Here is a 17,944-nt window from a genome sequence, read left to right as displayed (position 1 = left end):
GCCAGCGCATCGGCCACCCACTGGCGGACCTGTCCCCAGTTGCCGCGGTCACGGGCCGGATCGAAACCGGCGCGTTCCCATGCCTTGCGCCCCAAAACCCTGAACACCGCATCCACGTCCTGTGCCGCAGGCTTAGCTTTAAGGTTATTATTAACCTCTAAGCTAAGCTTAGGGTCGTGGGTTTCGCGTTGGGTTTCGGTGGCCATGTCTTTTCCTCCTGCAATGCCCATGATGGCGGTGCGCTGGCGCGGATCGTCCTGCGGCTTCGGATTGTGATGTTTTGGCGGCCTTCCGCCCTTTTTCCCATTCTCCCGCGCGGCCAGCGCCTTGCGTGACGGCATGAGAGCTCCCGGCAGCCCGATGGTGCCGACCGTGTGGTCGTGGGTTATCAGTTGGGTTTCCGCGTAGGTTTCCAGATGGGTTACCAGTTCGGTTACATCCATACGCAACCCGACGGTGGCGATTTCCTCCAGCGTGGGCGCGCCGCCGTTGCCGGGCACCAGCACGCCGTCGGTTCCATATTCGATGATGTAGGAAATGAGCTGCACCCAGATCCCGATGGCGGCATGGCCCAGCGCGCGCAGGCGGATATTGTGCGTCGCCATCTGGAGCATTTTCTGTTCGGTTGTTACGCGGGCCATGTCAGTACGCTTTCAGACGGTAGCCATTCCGGAAGGGCTCCAGAATGTCGAGCCGCACCAGCTGCTCGATTGCGGTGCCGACTTCGGCGGCATCAGCCGCCACAAGCCGGGTAAACTGTTCCAGGTCGGGTGCCGTGCGCACGGGTGCACGCATTTCCGGCATGAGATCGGCCGCGTCGGTCAGCTCCAGCCACATGGCACGGGCCGATAGGCCAAGCAGACGCCAGCGGCGGTCTGTCATCAGCACGCGGGCGTGCTTTCCGGGGCGTTGACGCGGCGATTTCATGGGTGGGTTATCCTTCCCAGCGGTCGATAAGGATCAGGATGGACAGCAGCCCATACGCGGCCATCAGGCCAAACGTCAGTATGAGCGACACGGCAGCGCCGGCATGCGGCCCCGCTATCTCACACGCCGCCAGCCCACAGAGGACGCCAAGCAGGACAGAGCGCAGCAATTCAGGGATCGATACGCGGAAACGTTTACGCATGATCAGAACTCCGGTGCCGTGTTGGTCCATGCCGGACCGTTTTCGCTTTCATCCACGTCGCGGAACCACGTGGTCATGTCCTGGAACTGGAGCGCGCAGCCGCCGGTCGCGCCATGCCGGTTCTTGGCGATGAACACGCTGGCCTTGCCCTTGCTGTCGCGCGTGCGCTGGATCAGGCTGGCGCAGCGTGCGCTGTAGGCTTCATCCGTTTCGCGGTCATTGCGCGGGATGTTGCCGTCACCCAGCTGCTTGTTCAGGTAATAATGGTCGCGATGCAGGAACAGCACGGTGGCCGCATCCTGTTCCAGCGACCCACTGTCACGCAGGTCGGTCAGTTCCGGGCGCTTGTCCTCGCGCTTCGCACTTTCGCGCGACAGCTGCGCCAGCGCCAGCACGGGAATTTCCAGTTCACCGGCAAGGTTTTTCAGGTCCTTGCTGATTTCCGTCATCTTGTGCGTCAGATTGAACGACCGTGAATCAGTCGAGGCGCTGAGCAGCCCGACATAATCGACCACGATCAGGTCCAGCCCCTGTTTCGACCGCTTCATGGCGCGGGCCTGCGTGCGCAGTTCCGCCACCGTGATGCCGGAGCGATGATCGATGCGCAGCGGCAGGCTGGCGGCGGCGTGTTCGCCTTCCTCCAGTTCCCGCCACTGATAATCGGCCAGCGGTTCGCGCTGCGACGTATCGACATGCGGCGGGATGTCGTACCGCCGCCCGGTAAAGACAGACAGCGTGGACAGACCGGCCCACGCAGCGCCGGCGCGCGCGCCCAGCTGCGCCGCGCGCATTTCACCCGACCAGAACAGCACCGAATTGCCTGCCGCCGCCGATCGCACGGCAATGCCAAGCCCCAGCGCGGTCTTGCCCATGGCCGGACGCGCGCCCAGCAGGGTCAGGTCACCAGCGTGCAGGCCGCCGGTCATGCGGTCCAGCGCCTTGTATCCCCACGTGATGCCCGCCAGTCCTTCGCCACGTTCGGCAGCGGCGCGGGCGTTCTCGATGGCCTGCCCGATGGCGTCACCAATCTGCACCGTGGGCTGGATCTCGACACTGCCGGACGCGATACGGGTAATGCGGCTTTCCAGCAGTTCCATGATGGCGCTGTCGGGCCGTTCGCCCGGCATGCAGCACAGGTCAGCGGTTTCGGAACACACATCAAACAGGTTGCGCCGGAACCATGCACTGCGGATCGCCCAGGCGTAATCGGCCGCATTGGTAATGCCGACCATGCTGCCCAGCAGCGTGGCGAACACCTTGCCCGCGGTCATGTCGGTCGGCAGCAGCGGGTCATTTTCAAACTTCGGTCGCAGCGTGATCGGATCGGCCACATTGCCAGCCCAGATCAGCATGCGCATGGCGCCATAGATCGCGCCGTGCAGCGGGATATAGAAGTGTTCGGGCTCAAGGATTTCCTCGACCCGCGCGAATGCCTTGTTATTGGTCAGGATCGCGCCCAGTAGGGCCTTTTCCGCCTCGACATTCATGGGCCGGTTGCGCAGCGCCGCGCCGAAGATGGGAGCGGGGCCGTTCATGGCTGATCATCCGTTGCCGTGGGCGCGGGGGAGAATGGCCGATACATCGTGACCGTCACCGGGCGATAACCCAGCGCCAGCGGCACCGACGTGCCCAGACCCTTGTGCCCGTTCACCGCGTTCGCCAGCGTACGCATGTTCAGGCCGGTTTTCGTGGCCAGTTTCTGCACGCCGCCCGCTTCGCGCACCCGCGCGTTCAGCACCGCATACATCTGGGCCGTCGTCAGCATATCGCCGCTCATGACGGACGCCTCCCGCCAGGGCGCGACAGTGTGATGCGCGTGGTCGCGCGCCCGATATAGATGCGACCGGATGATGTGATGGCGACACTGACCTGATTGTTCAGGCCCAGCAGCTGCATGCGCGACCGCACGGTGCGGGCCGATATGCCCATCTTCCGCGCCATGGTGGAAACCGATACGCCCATGCCCGAAAGCTGGCGCAACATGGGATCAAGCCTGTCCCAGTCTATGGGTATCGCTGGCATTGTATTCTCCCTGCGCGGGCGGCGCGCATGTGGCGCACCTGCCCATCAGTGAAACAGGTTCTGGCGCAGCCGGACCTTGAGGCGCGCAACACGCTCAAGCCGTTCGGTCCTGCGTTCCAGAATGGCGGATTCCCGCAATGCCCACGCATCCAGTGCGCCAAGCATCAGCCGGAAAAACTGTAGGACGAACCACGCACGCCCACGGCGCATGACCAGCACCAGGCACACGGGCACGCCAAAAACGGATGCCCCGATCCAGACATAGAAGGCATGGGTCACAGCAGGTCCCGCAGTGCGGCCTGCCGCTGCCGGATGTTTTCCAGCCGCTGGCGGATCAGCGCATCTTCATGCCGCAAGCGGCTTTCTTCCTGCGCAAGGCGCACGGCACCCAGCGCGCGCACGGCCTGCCATTCCGCCAGCGTCACGCTGCGCACCTCATGGTGCCAGCAGGCGCGTACGCGGCGCACGGTAAAGCCCAGCGCGCGCGCCACTTCGGCAAACGCACCGGCCAGCCCCATGCGGTCGCGGCGTGCGCTGACCTCGGCACTGACCAGGTTCTGGAATTCATCGCGCATCGCATCGGCACACATCTTATGCCTGACCTCCCGATCCGGACTGGCTGCACCCACGCGCGCGGGTGAAATGGGCAAAACGTCCGAGCGCTCGGACAAATCGGCCAAAATACCCGCGCGCTCGGACAAAAACGGCAAAATACCCGACACCTCGGGCGCCCTCCCTGACATCATCATGGATGTCAGGGGGGCTCATCCCCCGGTGAACGAGCTGGGCCGGAAAGGGCAGGCCGCCAGCGCGCTGGACACGCACGGAAAGCTGGCGACCTGCCCACCCGGAATGGAAATGGCAAAAACGAAACATCAGTCAGACAGCGCCCGGCATGGCGGGCAGCGGCGCAGGAAGCGCGTCTTGGCCACGAAATGCTTGCCGCACCGGCAGCAGTGGCGCTCCACCCGCTCATTGAGGTCAGCTCCTGGCTTGCGCTCATACGCGCCGCCGCGCATCGAGGCCGTGCGGTTCAACTGGGCATGGTTCAATTTCTGGCCGTCTTGCCTGCACTGACGCGGGCGCGACAGGCCCAACCAGCAGACCCGGAACTTGACCGTGGAAAGCGTCAGCCCCAGCCTGCCGGCAATCTCGGCATGCTGGAGCCCTTGGGCAAGCAGCGGCTCCAGTTCGGCCCGCGCCGCATCCCAATCAACCCGCGCGGTCATCAGGTATTCACCGATGAATACCTGCCGTGACCGGCACGCGGGAAATATCCGCCCTTACGGGTCAGCCCATTGTCAGGCCGACCCGCGCGGACCACCATGCGGTTACCACACACAGACATGGAGGATTCGGTGAACGAAATTACTCTGGCAAATGTTTTGAAAAAACTGACACGAGACGAGGACAACAAAGTCCACATCACTGCGCGTATTCCTGTGAAAGACGAAAAATTCCCTAATTCTGATTTCAGGCTTCTTAGCGCCCAGGCCAAGATTCTCACGACAGCGGATTTATATCCAGCGGATGTCCGCGCCAGTAAAGTTCTCGACACTTTCTTGGAGGAAATACAAGATATTTGCAAAAATGGAGACGCACCCGTCAGGACGAAGTTCAATATTACACCGGACGGTGAAAACTTTTCATTTTCCATGCGATTTTCTCTCGAAACGTCTGGCAGTTTTCTGAAAATAAGGGTTTTATTTCCTATTTCAGAATTGAACTCCACAATGCGGGAGAGCGAAGTCATCCGCTGGACCCGCAAAATTGTGCAAAATGGCTGCGTCACGGCTCAGCTTCATCTGCCGGCGGTCGTCGGGTTTTAATGCACACATTCTCCGTAGCGAAGGATGCATCTCCGGAAACTTCGATGTAACGAATACGACCGTACAGAATAACCGCGATGGTAGGCGGACAACCATCCACCTGCCGCATGCGCTCGATTTCATCTTGCAGGTCATTGATGGCCTGCACCCTGGCCGCAGCCAGATCCTGTCGGGCACGATCGATCTGGGTCGTCGCATCGCTAATACGGGCGAGTGTTACAGAAGATATGCCGGGGGATTTGTCAGTCATGCCGCACCTCGCTCATGCGTTGTTTGGGGATTATGGCCGTCTGTGCATGCGCGCCCATCAGTAGCCATTCCGTCGATAAACTCGGGAGGCAACGTCACATTGTTTCGGCGCGCCTCATCCCAATCATCTGAAGGAGAAACCTCATGCCCCCCACCATCCCGCTCGGGCAGTTCGAAGCCCGCTGCCCCAAGTGCGGCTCGCAGTTGGCGGTCGAGCGCTGCAATGTCGGCCCCTTCGCCAAGGATGAGTTCCGTTGCACCGCCTGCGGCACGACGTTCGGCAAGTCCGAAGTTGAGCGCGCCGCGCTGCATCAGAACCGACGCCAGATCGAGCGTGAGGCCACGAAGGCAGTCGACAAGATGATCCGCAAAGCATTCGGAAAGTGAGACATGGAGCATTGGCTTATCGCTGGACCAGCCAGTTTCACCAGACTGTCCCCGAACATATTCGGTAGTCATGCTGCACCTCGCTCATGCGTTGTTTCGGGACCAAAGACGTCGGGGCGGAGCTGCTCAGGCGGAATGCCGGTAAGACTTGCGATCTTACGAACATGATGAACCGGTATTTTTTTCCACTTCAGAGGCGGGGTGTGGGATTTCAAACCTATAGAACGTGCGAATTTTACAACGCCGCCACACCGAGAAATGAGATCTTTGGGTTCCATTCGTTATGTCTCTCAAAGAGACAATGGCACGTCAAGCAAAATAGTCTCTCAAAGAGACCCATCTTTTTCTAAATGGTGGAATTATGATGCCATGAGCGACACGGTAGGATCTCGCTTGCGCCGATTGCGCATGGCTAAGAAATTAAAGCAGGCTGACGTCGCTGAGGCGGTCGGCATCGCCCGACCGTACCTGTCTGACCTTGAAAGTGGCAAGAAGGACGGTAGTTTTAGGACTGTCGGTGCATTAGCCGATTTTTTTGACGTCTCCTTGGACTACCTTTATCGCGGGATTGAAGCGCCGTTTCCGGGCGCGGAGAAACACTGCAGTCCGCCGTATACCGCAGAGGAGTTCGCCATGATCGAACTCTGGAGAGAGATGGACGAGGAGCAGAGAGGACTGTTGCTCGGCTTCTTGGCAAAGTCGGTCCGCGCGAGCGTCGCATGATCTCCAAACCGGTTTCATAGCTTTCAACGTGACGCCTCCTTTATCCGCGTGAACAATGGCAGAACAAACATGAAGGCGCGGTATACGGAATGTTTATATAATTAATTCATTATGGTAATATAAAGGATACAAGAATTGAAAATATTAAATAAAACTGTCATTATATTAATGATAATTGGCATTTATAGCCCGGCTATGGCTCAAACGGATGAACAAAGAGCAAGGGCACAAGCTGTAATGAATGATATGTCAGATAATTTTAGAAAAATGCAACAGAACCATACGCCGTTAATGGCGTCTCTGTTTGCATGTGTGAGAACCAATGCCGAGAAATACCATGTGCTGGGCGATATCACGGCTGCAGGAAAAATGAATGTAGTGTGTGGTGCCCAGCGTGCAGCCTACACACAGGCGTGCATGGTTACCGGATCAAAAAATGGATGTGAAGGCGCGGCCGGATTGGTCATGGGAGGTGCGCTGCTGCCCGATAGCGATCAAGACTGATCTTCATTTTCGACCGCATGTATACGACCTAATTCCGTGCATAAGTGATATTTAGTCTCTAATAGAGACATTTCCTCTTGCGCTATCCGTCTCTTTGGGAGACATTTCCTCCATCACACCACGTGATGGAGGTTTTCCATGTTCACCAACTCCACCGAGATTTCGCACATCAGCAGGCTCGGTCCATCAATGCGCAGCCTCCCGATCACTGCTATGATTGCATCCAGACAGGGAGGGCCGCATGTCCGAGAAAGCAGACCATTCGTCGCCTGCACCATTGGATATGGGAAAAAAGAGCAACGAGATCAGGCTATGGAAGGCCAATCAGGCCGTTCGTCATGGAGAGTTGCGTCTTGCCGCCCAAAGCACTGCCCTGACGGGCGCCCAGACACGAGCAACAAGCCTGTTAACCTGGGTTGTTCCATTAATGGGCGTGTCATTGGGGATAATACTAAACAAAGACTATATCGCAGCAGGCTGGGTTCTATTGACGGGGAATGCTGTTACAGCGGTCCTTTGCGCTACAGCGCTTGCTCCAACTGCATGGAGCGAAGCCGGTTTCAAACCCGTGGAAGTTTTGGATATCCCTCACGATTCAGAACTTCTATGCCAAGAAGCCGTAGCAGTGACCTATCAGGAATCCATTCAGAAAAACGACCGGCGCATGAAGAAATTCACGCGACTGATGCAGGGTGCGTGGTGGGTGTTTCTCATTACTCCCCCCATCGCAGGCCTGCTTCAGTTTTGTTCCCCCTTAAAATCTATGCATTAGTTTTCACAGGAACGGTCTGCACCCGTCCACCATCATCAACCGGTAGCGGTTGTGGACGTGGAGGAGGTGCCGTTTCGTCTTTTGCCATCGGTTTCCTCATCGAGTCTGAACAACCCCGATGATGGAGAGTGCGGGAATGGCTGACAACAGCCGTTCCCGCATTTGAGACCCGACATTCCAATTTTCAAGATTTTCGCGCTCCACCCGCATCGCCGGGCCTGTTGACGCGCGCCCAGTAATGGAGAGTTTCCATGTCCAAAATCACAGTAATTCCCATCAGGCGAGGCCCACCACCGAGTGCCCCTGATGCCCTGCAGGACGTCATTGTCCGCCGCCAGATAGCCGAAAGCGCGATGCTGGCCGCCCTGCCGCAACAGGGTGCTGGCATCGCCCTGTTGATGTGCGAACGCCGCGCCCTGCGTGCCGCCATGCGCGACCTAAGTCACTACATCGATGCCGAGGAAGCGGAGTTGAGTCGCATCGCTCACCGGCATGCATCCCGCCACATGGCACAGAACGGGCAGGGCGCAGCATGAAACAAGATTTCACGCCCATTCCTGCCGGTGAACTGGTCGGTCTGCTATCCGTCAAGGATCAGGCCGCCGCCATCAACGTACACCGTCAGTTCCGCATGTGGTTCACAGGCGCCGAGGTCAACTACGACCAGAACCAGCTACAGGCTGCCCGCAGCGCGGTACGTGCTGAAAACGAGCGCATGGAAGATCTGGAACGGATCATCATGAGGGCCTTCATGGCCGAAGGGCCAGAGATCGAAGCCATCACGTTCCGTCGCGCCCAGGCGGGGAGGGTGCAGTCATGATCCATATCCCCGACCGTCACCTTGACCGCATCCGCGACAATCTGCCCACAACGCACGAAATCGCCGCGCATGTGCTGCTGTTCTGCATCATCTGGGGCGGCCTTGTCCTGATCGTGCTGGAGGCACTGCCATGAAAAGCAGCCAGCCCACCATGAAGGACAAGGTGCTTGGCGCTCACCGTGACGCGGTCCGTTACACTGGCGCCAGCTCCATCCCCGCCACGACGGTGCGGCGCTTCATGCCCGGCCTGAAACGGCAGAGCCACGTAACCCGCATGCTGAACATTCTGGTCAGTGAGGGGAAGCTGGCCCTGTCCACCAGTCAGGATCAGTGCGATTACGCCGTGCCGTCTGCCGCAGCGCGCGGACAGGTGATGGCATGAGCGACCTGTCCAGCCATCCCGCCCTACAGGGCCTCGAATTCGGAAAAGAGATTTACAGCATCGAGATCCACGGCAATGGCCGGGGCGATTACGTCGGCATCACGCGCGAGGATGATGGTCCGTGCTGCATTGTCTTTCGTGGCAGTCTCGTAACCGAGAACGGCCGCAAGCTGATCCGGGCGCGCGGTACGCAGGCATGGACCAGAGAAAAGGGGGAAGGCGAATGACGCAGTCCCCGAACCCCATGGAAAAGCGCGTTGACGCCTACGTCATCGCGGAACGCACTGGCGTGCCCCACCGCACCATTCTGGCACTCGCCCAGCGGGGAGAAATCCCGGCCGCCAAGATCGGTCGCCGCTGGACGTTCAGCCCCGCACGCATCGAAGCATGGATTATCGAACAGGAGACCCTTAATTGCCAAAGCCGCCGCGCCGACATTCGACAAAAAAACCGAAGAACTGCTTCCTTCGCGGCGATACGTGGTGGGCGGAAATCGTCATTCGCGGAGAACGATATCGACAGAGCCTATTCACAGATGATGCACGGGAAGCGGAAAGACGTATAAAAGCGCTACGCCTCAGACTGGAACGGACTGCCCTGGACGTGCCTGGCGAGGAATCATGGAAGGCTGCTGTAGTACGCTGGGCTGGGGAAGGACTGGATGGCGTCAAGGACTCTGTCCGCAAGCGCTACCTATCCAGCATTCGTCGCTTTGACGAACGGTTTGGCTGTTTGATGGTAGCCTCCATTACGACACGAGACATCGCCGACTGAGTCAGCGACCGTAAGCGCAATGGGTCAATAAAAGCGCTGGGAAAAGGGAAGGGGAAAGCCATCTCCAACGCCTCCATCCAGCGCGATCTGACGGCGCTCTCCCGGTTGCTCAGCTTCTGCTGCTCTATCGGCTGGCGGACGGATAATCCGGTGCAGGCCTTTGACCGCACGATCATCCGCGAACGCCGCGAACCCAAGCGGCCGCCCACGCGGAAGGAAATCCAGACCGCGATCGACGCGGCACCCCCTGGCGTTGCAGGTATCCTGTCCATACTGGCCGAAACCGGCATGCGCATGAACGAAGCCGTGAAGCTGGAACGCTGGCAGGTGGACAGCCGAAGCCGCCAGATCCTGCTGACCAAAACCAAGACCAGCAGGCCGCGCACCATCAGCTGGCACACGCCCGGCGGCAATGCCACCAGGGCACTGGAGGAGGGGGCAGCAAATGGCTTCCTTTACACCAGCGGCACCACCGGCAGGCCATTTGCCAATTTCTCATCCAACCACGCCCAGATCATGCGGCGCATCCTGCGTGAAAATCCGCTATTCCGGCGCTTCGGGGTGCATGGCCTGCGACATGCCTTTGCCGTGCGGTGGCTGAAGGCAGGGGGAAACATCTATCGCCTGTCCCGACATCTCGGACACAGTTCCGTGAAGGTGACCGAGCAGAACTATCTGGGCTTCCTGACCGTGGAGGAACAGGAACGGGTCCAGTTCCAGGCGGAGCAGATTTTTGCAGGGGTCCCCACAAATTCCCCCACAGCAGCCTGAAAAACCATCCTGAAACGACCAAAGCGCCCCAAAGGGCGCTTGGCAATTTCTTGTTTGTTTACAAGAAGTTCTGGCGGAGGGGAAGGGATTCGAACCCTCGATACGACTTGACATCGTATAACGGTTTAGCAAACCGCCGCCTTCAGCCACTCGGCCACCCCTCCGCCGAAGAGCGCGCATTATAAGTAACACGGCGTTTGCAGGGCTGCTTTTAGCGTGTTGCCGCAACCCTGCAAAGCCCCAAAATGCGTTAAAGCCCGTTTTTACAAAACTTTTTTCAGGGCCTCATTCACAATGGCCGGATTGGCCTTGCCTGCCATGGCTTTCATCACCTGGCCCACGAAAAACCCGAACAGGCGATCCTTGCCACCCCGGTATTCCTCCACCTTGTCCGCATTACGCGCCAGCACGTCGGCCACGGCGGCGTCAATCGCGCCGGTGTCGGTTACCTGCTTCAGGCCCTTGCGTTCCACGATGTCGGCGGCGCTGTCGCCGGTTTCCAGCATGTCCTCAAAGACTTCCTTGGCAATCTTGCCATTGATTGTCTTGTCGGCCATCAGGTCCAGCATACCACCCAGCGCCTGCGCCGAGATGGGACTGTCCTGAATGCTGCGACCCGTGCGGTTCAGCGCACCAAACAGGTCACCCGTGACCCAGTTGGCGGCCAGGCGGGCATCGCGGCCCTTCGCCACTTCCTCGTAATAATCGGCAATGGCCTGCTCGGCCACCAGCACGCTGGCGTCGTAACGGGGGATACCGTACTGCTTGATAAAACGGTCACGCTTGTCATCGGGCAGTTCAGGCAGGCCGCGCTCCAGTTCGTCCACCCATGCCTGCTCCACCACCAGCGGCAGCAGATCAGGGTCGGGGAAATAGCGGTAATCGTGCGCGTCTTCCTTGGAACGAAGCGAACGTGTCTCACCCTTGTGCGGATCGAACAGGCGTGTCTCCTGATCGACCTCTCCACCGGACTCCCAGATCTCGATCTGGCGGGCTGCCTCGATCTCGATCGCCTGCATGACAAAGCGGATCGAGTTGACGTTCTTGATCTCGCAGCGCGTGCGGAACGGCTCACTGGCGCTCTTGCGAACGGAAACGTTCACGTCGGCACGCATTGAGCCTTCTTCCATGTTGCCGTCGCAGGTGCCGAGGTAACGCAGAATCTGGCGCAGCTTGCGGACATAGGCTCCGGCCTCTTCAGGGGAGCGAATGTCCGGCTCACTGACGATCTCCATCAGTGCGACGCCTGCACGGTTGAGGTCCACGAAGGAGCGCTTCGGGTCCTGATCGTGCATCAGCTTGCCCGCGTCCTGCTCAAGATGCAGGCGCGTGATGCCGATATCGCGTGTGCTGCCGTCGGAAAGCTCAATCTGCACGACACCAGTGCCGATGATCGGATGTTCGAACTGGCTAATCTGATAACCGGTCGGCAGATCGGCATAGAAGTAGTTCTTGCGGTCGAAGCGGCTTTCCAGATTGATCCGCGCCTTCAGGCCGAGACCCGTGCGGACAGCCTGTTCGACGCAGGCCTGATTGATGACCGGCAGCATGCCGGGGAAGCCGGCGTCAATCAGACTGACGTGCGAGTTCGGCTCACCGCCGAAAAGCGTGGACGCACCGGAGAACAGCTTCGACTTGCTGATGACCTGCGCATGCACCTCAAGACCGACGACGATCTCCCATGTGCCGGTGTTGCCTTCAATCGTGTAGCTCATGCGCTCACCCCTGCACGCAGGTCCGGACGGGCCGTGAACCCGGCGGCTTTTTCCAGAGCGGACCCGACCGCGATGATCGTTTCCTCGTCAAAATGCTTGCCGATCAGTTGGAGACCAAGCGGCAGGCCCTTGTCGTCAAGCGCGACCGGTACCGACATGGCGGGCTGTCCGGCCATGCTGGCAGGCACAGTGAAGATGTCGTTGAGATACATCTGCACCGGATCTTCCGGCTTCTCGTCGCGGGCGAAAGCCGCAGTCGGCGCTGTCGGGGTGAGCAGCACGTCCACCTTCTGGAAAGCCTGTGTGAAGTCGCGCTGAATCAGCGTGCGGACCTTCTGGGCCTTGAGGTAGTAGGCATCATAGTAACCAGCGGACAGCACATACGTGCCCATCAGAATACGACGACGGACTTCCTCGCCAAAGCCATTGTGACGGGTCTTTTCGTAAAGATCGTCAAGGCTGGTCGCGCCTTCAGCCCGCTTACCGAAGCGCACGCCGTCATAGCGGGCAAGGTTGGACGAACATTCGGCTGGCGCGATGATATAGTAAGTGGCTAGGGCATAGCGCGTGTGGGGAAGGAAAACATCAATGATTTCACAACCAGCCTCTTCTAGTATCTTGGCGCCTTTTTTCCACGCTGCAAGGATATCGTTGCCTTTTTCTGTCGCCATCAAGGGCGAATCGTATTCTTGGGGAATGCCAACGCGCAGACCTTTCAGGCTACGACCGCACGCCGCACGATAATCAGGAACAGCCACGTCCGCACAGGTGCTATCCTTCGGATCGTGACCAGCCATCGCGGTCAGCATGATCGCAGCGTCTTCGACAGTGCGGGTCATCGGACCGGCCTGATCGAGTGAGCTTGCGAAGGCGATGGTGCCCCAGCGGCTGCAACGCCCATAGGTCGGCTTCAGCCCGACGATACCGCAATAAGCCGCTGGCTGACGGATCGAACCACCGGTATCGGTGCCTGTCGCGCCCATCGCCATGTGAGCAGCGACGGCAGCTGCGGAGCCACCAGATGAACCGCCGGGAACCAGAACGGAGGCGTCATCCTTGCGGTGCCAAGGGTTCTCGACGCTACCGAAGGCAGACGTCAGATTGCCGGACCCCATGGCGAATTCGTCAAGATTGGTCTTGCCCAGAAAGATCGCGCCGTTTTCGAGCAGCTTCGCCGTGACGGTGCTCTCGTAAGGCGGCACGAAATTGCCGATGATCTTGCTGGCAGCGGTCGTCCGTACGCCGTTGGTGCAGAACAGATCCTTGATGCCGAGGGGAATGCCTGTCAGGGCAGGGGCTTCGCCAGCGGACAGTGTGCTGTCGGCCTTCTTGGCTGCTTCAAGCGCCTTGTCGGGCGTGACGGTGATGTAGGCATTCACCCGCCCGTTCAACGCTTCGACGGCGTCGGTGTGCGCCTTCGTCAGTTCGACGGCGGAAAATTCTTTCTTGCGCAGACCTTCAGCGGCCTGTGCGATCGTGAGATCAGTCAGCATTATTCGACCACCTTCGGCACGGTGAAGAAGGGACCTTCACGGTCCGGGGCGTTCGACAACACCTTGTCCTGACAGTCGCCGTCAGTCACGGCATCCTCTCGGGGAAGAAGCGCCGCGTTGGTGCTGGTGCCGATCATGGGCGGTACGCCCTCGACATCAACTTCGTCGAGAATCTCGATCCAGCCGAGAATTCCTCCGAGCTGTGCGCGGACAGCTTCGATTTCCTGGTCGTCAAGCCCGATGCGGGCGAGCTTGGCAATGCGTCTCGTGGTCGCGAGATCGAGCGACATGAAGCAGAAACTCTCAAATCATGAAAAATAATGCTGGCGTCGCCGCCAGCGCGACACCATACCCTCAGGCGATGCCTCTGTTCAACATAACCGACCTCAGTGAAAAACTTTCCACCGGTCAGCGGCTGCTGGGAATTGATCCCGGCGCGAAGACTGCGGGACTTGCGCTGTCAGATGTCATGCTGATGGTCGCCTCTCCGTATGGAGTTTTGAAGCGCGAAAAACTTTCGATTATGGCCCGGAAAATCGCGGAAATTGCTAGCGAGCAGGACGTGGGAGCGCTGGTAGTGGGGCTGCCACTTTCCATGGATGGCGGATTCGGCCCGGCTGCACAGGCCGCCCGCGACTGGGCACAAGCTCTTTCCGATCAGATCGGGATTGCTGCCGTCTTATGGGATGAACGGTTTTCTTCCAGCGTTGTGAACCGCACCATCATCGGTGAAGCCGACCTGTCACGGAAAAGACGTGGAGAAATCGTCGATAAGATGGCTGCTGCCTATATGTTGCAGGGCGTGCTCGATTATCTCTCCATGCAGCGCAGCAGACATTCCCAATCGTTTGAAGAATAAAGGCAGCCTGACTTCACTTTAAATTGGAAGGCAGGCTGCTCTAATTGGTTTCAGGCTGCGACAGCCGTGCACTTCTCTCTGAGAAAATCCAGCTGCCAGTTTAGTTCTTTCGGTGTCAGAGCGTAAGAACCATCAGAAGACGGCAGAATGGCGCGTGTCGGCGGGATCAGGGCGAGATGGATCTGTACCGCGGCAGCCAGAGAGGCTGGCAGGCCTGCTTTCCATGACAGGGCCACAAGCCCCCGGGCATTCCGTCCGTTCAGCGTTTCCCTGATGACGTCCGGAGCAATATTCGGAGTGCGGGCAAGGATCTCGATAATGGCGTCGACATTATCATCGTGAAGGGCCTGTGTCGCCAGATCGACGATATTGTCATTCATGACCGTGGAAACCGAAGCGTTTCTCGTCGGCTTGATGACTTCCGACGTCGCCGCCAGTTCGAAAGAAAGCTCTCTTTCGATCTTGTGCTTCACCGGAGCGACAAGGTTCGCACAGCGCTCTCTCACAAGATTTTTCACCGTGGTAACGCACGCATATTCAAGCGTGGTCGGTCTTTCCGGTGAGCGCTCCATTTCATCAAGAGCCGGTTCCAGCTCGGTCAGTGGACGTTCTGCCAGATGCTCAAGAATGGCGTGAGAGTGCACCGTCTTGGCCGATGAGACCATCTTTCCATTGCGCTGCCGGCGGCTGATTTCCTGCTCCAACGTGGCGTCATCAATCTCACCCATGAGACGGTCGGCGATGGAGGGAGATTCTGACAGTGGACCAACAATTGAAATGGCCTGCGCGTCGCCAGCAGCCTGGGCAATGACACGTCGCGCGCGCTGCCAGCTTTCGGCCATCAGAAGGTTCAGGGAGCTTTGCAGGGAGGCCGTCAGGGCTTCAATGCGTTGGGCGCTGAAATCGGGTCGAAGAGCCGTAATGCGACTTTTCAGGCATTCCCATAATTCAGGTGCCGCCGTCATTGTGACAGTCGTTGCAGGGCCACGTGCCTTTTCGCGTAATGCGGGACTAATCGATCCGGGCGGAACGGAAGACAGCGAGCGCGTGGGCAGGATCTGAAAAAATTTTGGGTCTAATGAAGGATTCATGGTGAGGATTCTTCCAATGATGTGTGCCAGCGAGCGCCCCCAGCGAGTTTCACGCTACGCATGGCAAAACTTGCGCGGTCGATAAGCGATTCAACGCTTTCACCCGTTTCCCAGCTCCGGGCGGCAAGACCGACCGAGAAGGTGAGAGTGATGGGTTCCGCAACAAAAATGGCTGCGCCGTGCTGACAGAAGGCTTCCGCCCGTTCAGCAGCGACAAAATGATCAGCGCCATCGAGCCAGAGGCCGAAAATGTCTCCCCCAAGTCGACCAGCGAGATCTGTTGGACGAATGGCGTCCCGCAGATAGCTGGCGACCTGTTGAAGGGCGCTGTCGCCCGCTTCAAAACCAAAGCGGGCATTGATGTCTGAAAAGCGGTCCAGACCGATGACCAGCAGGGTGCCGGACAGGCGTTCCCGATCAAGACGCGGCAGCCGCCGGGAGATTTCGGTCAGAAGACCGTTCCGGTTCAGCATGCCTGTGAGTGGATCAAATCGCGCATTGCGGGCCAATGCACGGTTGAGAGCACTCATCTCGAGAGCGGAGGCAAATGTCGCCAGAGCAGCATCTGCCAGATTGGCGTCGTCCTGCGACCAGACGCCAACATTGTTTCTCCACAGCGCCATGGCGGCGGGAGCATTGTAACGGACGCGACTACGGCACAGGATTACGTCGTGCCCCTCGATCTGCCTGATTTCCGGCTCGAACGAGAGATTGCCAGCTACCGGCTGCCGTAACATGTCCTCAATCATGGCGTCGAAAGACGGTGTCGCAGTCTGAAGGCGGTGGACGATTTCCTCATCGGAATCGTCTTCATCACTTTCCGTTTTTCCTTCCGGAGATTCGGAGATCAGAATTCCCCCGACAGCGCCAAGCATGGCGGCCAGCTCGTCGAAAGCGGGTGGAATGCCAAGGCGGGACAGGGCGCGTGAGCGCATCGTCGCCGTGATGCGCCGCACGATCTCGCTATGAAGACGGGCGACTGCGAGGTCGGCGTTTGAGCCGACCTCATCAGACACATCAATGCCAAGTCCACGCACACCGGCGTGTTGCCCATCCGGCGAAAGGAGAGGGGTTGCATAAACCAGCATGCAGCCGAAGGTGCTGTCGGCTCTTTTGATCCAGCAACGGCGGCTGCGGATAACATTTCGGGTTTGGAAAGGATTAGGGGCTGGCGTCGAATTGACACAGGGAAGGAGTCTGGTGCCTTCTTCCCCGATCAGTTCCTGATCATTCCATCCGAGTGCCGGACCGGCCTCGAAAAAGGTGAAACGGCCTTCATTGTCCGTTTCGAAAATAAAATCGGCAACCAGCTGCGTCAGGCTTTTCCAGCGGCGACGACTGGCGAGAAGCGCGTCCATCAGTTTGCCATCCTGACCGGGTGGCGACGATTCTGACGCAGGAGAGGAAGGCGTGGTGTTCATGCTTACGCATTTCATCCGGGAATAGTTTCTGTCTCGTTAAGAGCCGGTTGCGTTGACAGAAGATGCCCTGAACAGCATGGTCCGCCCTTCAGGTAACCTGTGCTGGCCCATTGGCAGGGTCGCCTTTCAGCTATTTTGACTGTGGAAGACGATGAGCGAAGACAAACTCAGATCCCGGATCGAAGCGCTTTGGGAAGCGCGCACCACTGTGTCGCCAGCCACGACCGGGGATGACCGGTCTGCGATCGAGACAGTCCTTGAAGGACTGGACTCCGGTCGTCTCCGCGTCGCCGAACCCGGCGAGGCAGGCTGGACGGTTCACGAATGGCTGAAAAAAGCCGTTCTGCTGTCTTTCCGTCTGTTTGATAATGCGATCATCGAAGGCGGCGCTGCTGGTGCCGCGGCGTTCGACAAGGTGCCGCTCAAGTTCGCAGGCTGGGATGCCGCCCGTTTTTCCGAGGCTGGCTTCCGCGCCGTGCCGGGCTGTGTCGTCCGTCGTTCAGCTTTCATCGCGCCAGGCGTCGTGCTAATGCCGAGCTTCGTGAATGTCGGTGCACGCGTTGATTCAGGTACCATGATCGACACATGGGCGACCGTCGGCAGCTGCGCGCAGATCGGCAAGAACTGTCACATCAGTGGCGGCGCGGGAATCGGTGGCGTGCTGGAGCCTCTGCAGGCTGCCCCCGTCATCATCGAGGATGACTGCTTCATCGGCGCTCGTTCCGAAGTGGCTGAAGGCGTGATCGTTGAGCGTGGCTCCGTCCTGTCGATGGGCGTGTTCCTCGGCGCTTCCACCAAGATCATCGATCGTGCGACGGGCGAGGTCTTCATGGGCCGCGTTCCGGCCTATTCCGTGGTCGTGCCGGGTTCTCTGCCTGCCAAGGTGCCTCTGAACGCCAATGGTCAGCCCAATCCTTCTCTGGCCTGCGCCGTGATCGTCAAGCGTGTGGATGAACGGACCCGTTCCAAGACATCCATCAACGATCTGCTGCGCGACTGAGAA

General features: G+C 59.0%; 30 protein-coding genes and 1 tRNA gene. 14 read left to right on the top strand and 17 right to left on the bottom strand.

Annotated elements, in window-relative coordinates:
* From B3759_RS07285 to B3759_RS07245, 9 genes are all read right to left on the bottom strand, one after another.
* The coding region (locus tag B3759_RS07285; protein ID WP_291365097.1) for a hypothetical protein at positions 1–641 on the bottom strand (641 nt) is incomplete at its 3' end.
* Position 642: 1 nt separating this feature from the next.
* Positions 643–927, bottom strand: a complete 285-nt coding sequence (locus tag B3759_RS07280) for a hypothetical protein (RefSeq protein WP_010514300.1) — start codon at positions 925–927, stop codon at positions 643–645.
* A 7-nt stretch (positions 928–934) separates the two neighbouring features.
* On the bottom strand, positions 935–1,129 hold the full coding sequence (locus tag B3759_RS07275; RefSeq protein ID WP_048851430.1) for a hypothetical protein: 195 nt from the start codon (positions 1,127–1,129) through the stop codon (positions 935–937).
* Between the two features lie 2 nt (positions 1,130–1,131).
* Complete coding sequence (locus tag B3759_RS07270) at positions 1,132–2,664, bottom strand: replicative DNA helicase (RefSeq protein WP_048851429.1); 1,533 nt, start codon at positions 2,662–2,664, stop codon at positions 1,132–1,134.
* Positions 2,661–2,906: a hypothetical protein gene (locus tag B3759_RS07265; protein WP_082086023.1), complete on the bottom strand. Its 246-nt coding sequence runs from the start codon at positions 2,904–2,906 to the stop codon at positions 2,661–2,663. The genes B3759_RS07270 and B3759_RS07265 overlap by 4 nt, the downstream gene beginning before the upstream one ends.
* Positions 2,903–3,151, bottom strand: coding sequence for a hypothetical protein (locus B3759_RS07260; protein WP_239648354.1), 249 nt, complete (start codon positions 3,149–3,151; stop codon positions 2,903–2,905). The genes B3759_RS07265 and B3759_RS07260 overlap by 4 nt, the downstream gene beginning before the upstream one ends.
* 45 nt (positions 3,152–3,196) lie before the next feature.
* Positions 3,197–3,430 (bottom strand): hypothetical protein, encoded by a 234-nt coding sequence (locus B3759_RS07255; protein WP_048851426.1) that lies wholly within the window; start codon positions 3,428–3,430, stop codon positions 3,197–3,199.
* Positions 3,427–3,873, bottom strand: a complete 447-nt coding sequence (locus B3759_RS07250) for a hypothetical protein (RefSeq protein WP_291365088.1) — start codon at positions 3,871–3,873, stop codon at positions 3,427–3,429. Before B3759_RS07250 ends, B3759_RS07255 begins: the two co-directional genes overlap by 4 nt.
* A gap of 153 nt (positions 3,874–4,026) precedes the next feature.
* Positions 4,027–4,380: a hypothetical protein gene (locus B3759_RS07245; RefSeq protein ID WP_048851424.1), complete on the bottom strand. Its 354-nt coding sequence runs from the start codon at positions 4,378–4,380 to the stop codon at positions 4,027–4,029.
* A gap of 129 nt (positions 4,381–4,509) precedes the next feature.
* On the opposite strand from B3759_RS07245, the gene B3759_RS07240 reads away from it, so the two are divergent.
* Entirely contained in the window at positions 4,510–4,980 is a 471-nt protein-coding gene (locus B3759_RS07240) for a hypothetical protein (protein WP_291365085.1), read from the top strand.
* Here the strand turns inward: B3759_RS07240 and B3759_RS07235 are convergent.
* Positions 4,940–5,230: a hypothetical protein gene (locus B3759_RS07235; protein ID WP_148425037.1), complete on the bottom strand. Its 291-nt coding sequence runs from the start codon at positions 5,228–5,230 to the stop codon at positions 4,940–4,942. The genes B3759_RS07240 and B3759_RS07235 overlap by 41 nt on opposite strands.
* On the bottom strand, positions 5,227–5,688 hold the full coding sequence (locus tag B3759_RS16950) for a hypothetical protein (protein WP_291365082.1): 462 nt from the start codon (positions 5,686–5,688) through the stop codon (positions 5,227–5,229). Before B3759_RS16950 ends, B3759_RS07235 begins: the two co-directional genes overlap by 4 nt.
* Before the next feature lie 297 nt (positions 5,689–5,985).
* Here B3759_RS16950 and B3759_RS07225 point away from each other — a divergent pair, with 297 nt between their 5' ends.
* The 11 genes from B3759_RS07225 to B3759_RS07175 all read left to right on the top strand — a co-directional run bounded on the left by B3759_RS07225 (position 5,986) and on the right by B3759_RS07175 (position 10,362).
* Positions 5,986–6,339, top strand: coding sequence for a helix-turn-helix domain-containing protein (locus B3759_RS07225; protein ID WP_291365080.1), 354 nt, complete (start codon positions 5,986–5,988; stop codon positions 6,337–6,339).
* A gap of 135 nt (positions 6,340–6,474) precedes the next feature.
* The gene (locus tag B3759_RS07220; protein WP_148425035.1) at positions 6,475–6,843 is read left to right on the top strand and encodes a hypothetical protein; all 369 of its coding nucleotides are present in this window, start codon (positions 6,475–6,477) and stop codon (positions 6,841–6,843) included.
* Positions 6,844–7,084: 241 nt separating this feature from the next.
* Complete coding sequence (locus B3759_RS07215) at positions 7,085–7,615, top strand: hypothetical protein (RefSeq protein WP_291365077.1); 531 nt, start codon at positions 7,085–7,087, stop codon at positions 7,613–7,615.
* A gap of 251 nt (positions 7,616–7,866) precedes the next feature.
* Positions 7,867–8,151, top strand: coding sequence for a hypothetical protein (locus B3759_RS07210; protein ID WP_048851421.1), 285 nt, complete (start codon positions 7,867–7,869; stop codon positions 8,149–8,151).
* A complete protein-coding gene (locus B3759_RS07205; protein ID WP_048851420.1) occupies positions 8,148–8,435 on the top strand; it encodes a hypothetical protein in 288 nt (95 codons plus the stop codon). Before B3759_RS07210 ends, B3759_RS07205 begins: the two co-directional genes overlap by 4 nt.
* Complete coding sequence (locus B3759_RS07200; protein ID WP_187293555.1) at positions 8,432–8,569, top strand: hypothetical protein; 138 nt, start codon at positions 8,432–8,434, stop codon at positions 8,567–8,569. Before B3759_RS07205 ends, B3759_RS07200 begins: the two co-directional genes overlap by 4 nt.
* Positions 8,566–8,817, top strand: coding sequence for a hypothetical protein (locus tag B3759_RS07195; protein ID WP_048851419.1), 252 nt, complete (start codon positions 8,566–8,568; stop codon positions 8,815–8,817). Before B3759_RS07200 ends, B3759_RS07195 begins: the two co-directional genes overlap by 4 nt.
* The gene (locus tag B3759_RS07190; RefSeq protein WP_048851418.1) at positions 8,814–9,044 is read left to right on the top strand and encodes a hypothetical protein; all 231 of its coding nucleotides are present in this window, start codon (positions 8,814–8,816) and stop codon (positions 9,042–9,044) included. Before B3759_RS07195 ends, B3759_RS07190 begins: the two co-directional genes overlap by 4 nt.
* Positions 9,041–9,382: a helix-turn-helix domain-containing protein gene (locus B3759_RS07185; RefSeq protein WP_048851417.1), complete on the top strand. Its 342-nt coding sequence runs from the start codon at positions 9,041–9,043 to the stop codon at positions 9,380–9,382. The genes B3759_RS07190 and B3759_RS07185 overlap by 4 nt, the downstream gene beginning before the upstream one ends.
* A 38-nt stretch (positions 9,383–9,420) precedes the next feature.
* A complete protein-coding gene (locus tag B3759_RS07180; RefSeq protein ID WP_291365071.1) occupies positions 9,421–9,591 on the top strand; it encodes a hypothetical protein in 171 nt (56 codons plus the stop codon).
* 150 nt (positions 9,592–9,741) lie between these two features.
* The gene (locus tag B3759_RS07175; RefSeq protein WP_048851416.1) at positions 9,742–10,362 is read left to right on the top strand and encodes a tyrosine-type recombinase/integrase; all 621 of its coding nucleotides are present in this window, start codon (positions 9,742–9,744) and stop codon (positions 10,360–10,362) included.
* A 71-nt stretch (positions 10,363–10,433) separates the two neighbouring features.
* Here the strand turns inward: B3759_RS07175 and B3759_RS07170 are convergent.
* From B3759_RS07170 to gatC, 4 genes are all read right to left on the bottom strand, one after another.
* Positions 10,434–10,526, bottom strand: a tRNA-Ser gene (locus tag B3759_RS07170).
* Positions 10,527–10,625: 99 nt separating this feature from the next.
* Positions 10,626–12,077: an Asp-tRNA(Asn)/Glu-tRNA(Gln) amidotransferase subunit GatB gene (gene gatB, locus B3759_RS07165; RefSeq protein ID WP_291365067.1), complete on the bottom strand. Its 1,452-nt coding sequence runs from the start codon at positions 12,075–12,077 to the stop codon at positions 10,626–10,628.
* Positions 12,074–13,570, bottom strand: a complete 1,497-nt coding sequence (gene gatA / locus B3759_RS07160) for an Asp-tRNA(Asn)/Glu-tRNA(Gln) amidotransferase subunit GatA (protein WP_291365065.1) — start codon at positions 13,568–13,570, stop codon at positions 12,074–12,076. The genes gatB and gatA overlap by 4 nt, the downstream gene beginning before the upstream one ends.
* Positions 13,570–13,860 (bottom strand): Asp-tRNA(Asn)/Glu-tRNA(Gln) amidotransferase subunit GatC, encoded by a 291-nt coding sequence (gene gatC / locus B3759_RS07155; protein WP_010666631.1) that lies wholly within the window; start codon positions 13,858–13,860, stop codon positions 13,570–13,572. The genes gatA and gatC overlap by 1 nt, the downstream gene beginning before the upstream one ends.
* Before the next feature lie 71 nt (positions 13,861–13,931).
* On the opposite strand from gatC, the gene ruvX reads away from it, so the two are divergent.
* Complete coding sequence (gene ruvX, locus B3759_RS07150) at positions 13,932–14,429, top strand: Holliday junction resolvase RuvX (protein WP_291365099.1); 498 nt, start codon at positions 13,932–13,934, stop codon at positions 14,427–14,429.
* A 50-nt stretch (positions 14,430–14,479) separates the two neighbouring features.
* Here the strand turns inward: ruvX and B3759_RS07145 are convergent, their stop codons facing one another.
* Together B3759_RS07145 and B3759_RS07140 are read right to left on the bottom strand one after the other, a co-directional pair.
* Positions 14,480–15,394 (bottom strand): hypothetical protein, encoded by a 915-nt coding sequence (locus tag B3759_RS07145; protein WP_291365062.1) that lies wholly within the window; start codon positions 15,392–15,394, stop codon positions 14,480–14,482.
* A gap of 122 nt (positions 15,395–15,516) precedes the next feature.
* On the bottom strand, positions 15,517–16,941 hold the full coding sequence (locus B3759_RS07140; protein WP_291365060.1) for a sensor domain-containing diguanylate cyclase: 1,425 nt from the start codon (positions 16,939–16,941) through the stop codon (positions 15,517–15,519).
* A gap of 151 nt (positions 16,942–17,092) precedes the next feature.
* Between B3759_RS07140 and dapD the strand changes: the two genes are divergently transcribed.
* Positions 17,093–17,941: a 2,3,4,5-tetrahydropyridine-2,6-dicarboxylate N-succinyltransferase gene (gene dapD, locus B3759_RS07135; protein ID WP_291365058.1), complete on the top strand. Its 849-nt coding sequence runs from the start codon at positions 17,093–17,095 to the stop codon at positions 17,939–17,941.
* The last annotated feature ends 3 nt before the right edge of the window (positions 17,942–17,944 follow it).

Source organism: Acetobacter sp. UBA5411, from assembly GCF_002409645.1.
Classification (GTDB): domain Bacteria; phylum Pseudomonadota; class Alphaproteobacteria; order Acetobacterales; family Acetobacteraceae; genus Acetobacter.
This window is presented reverse-complemented; position numbering and strand designations above follow the sequence as displayed.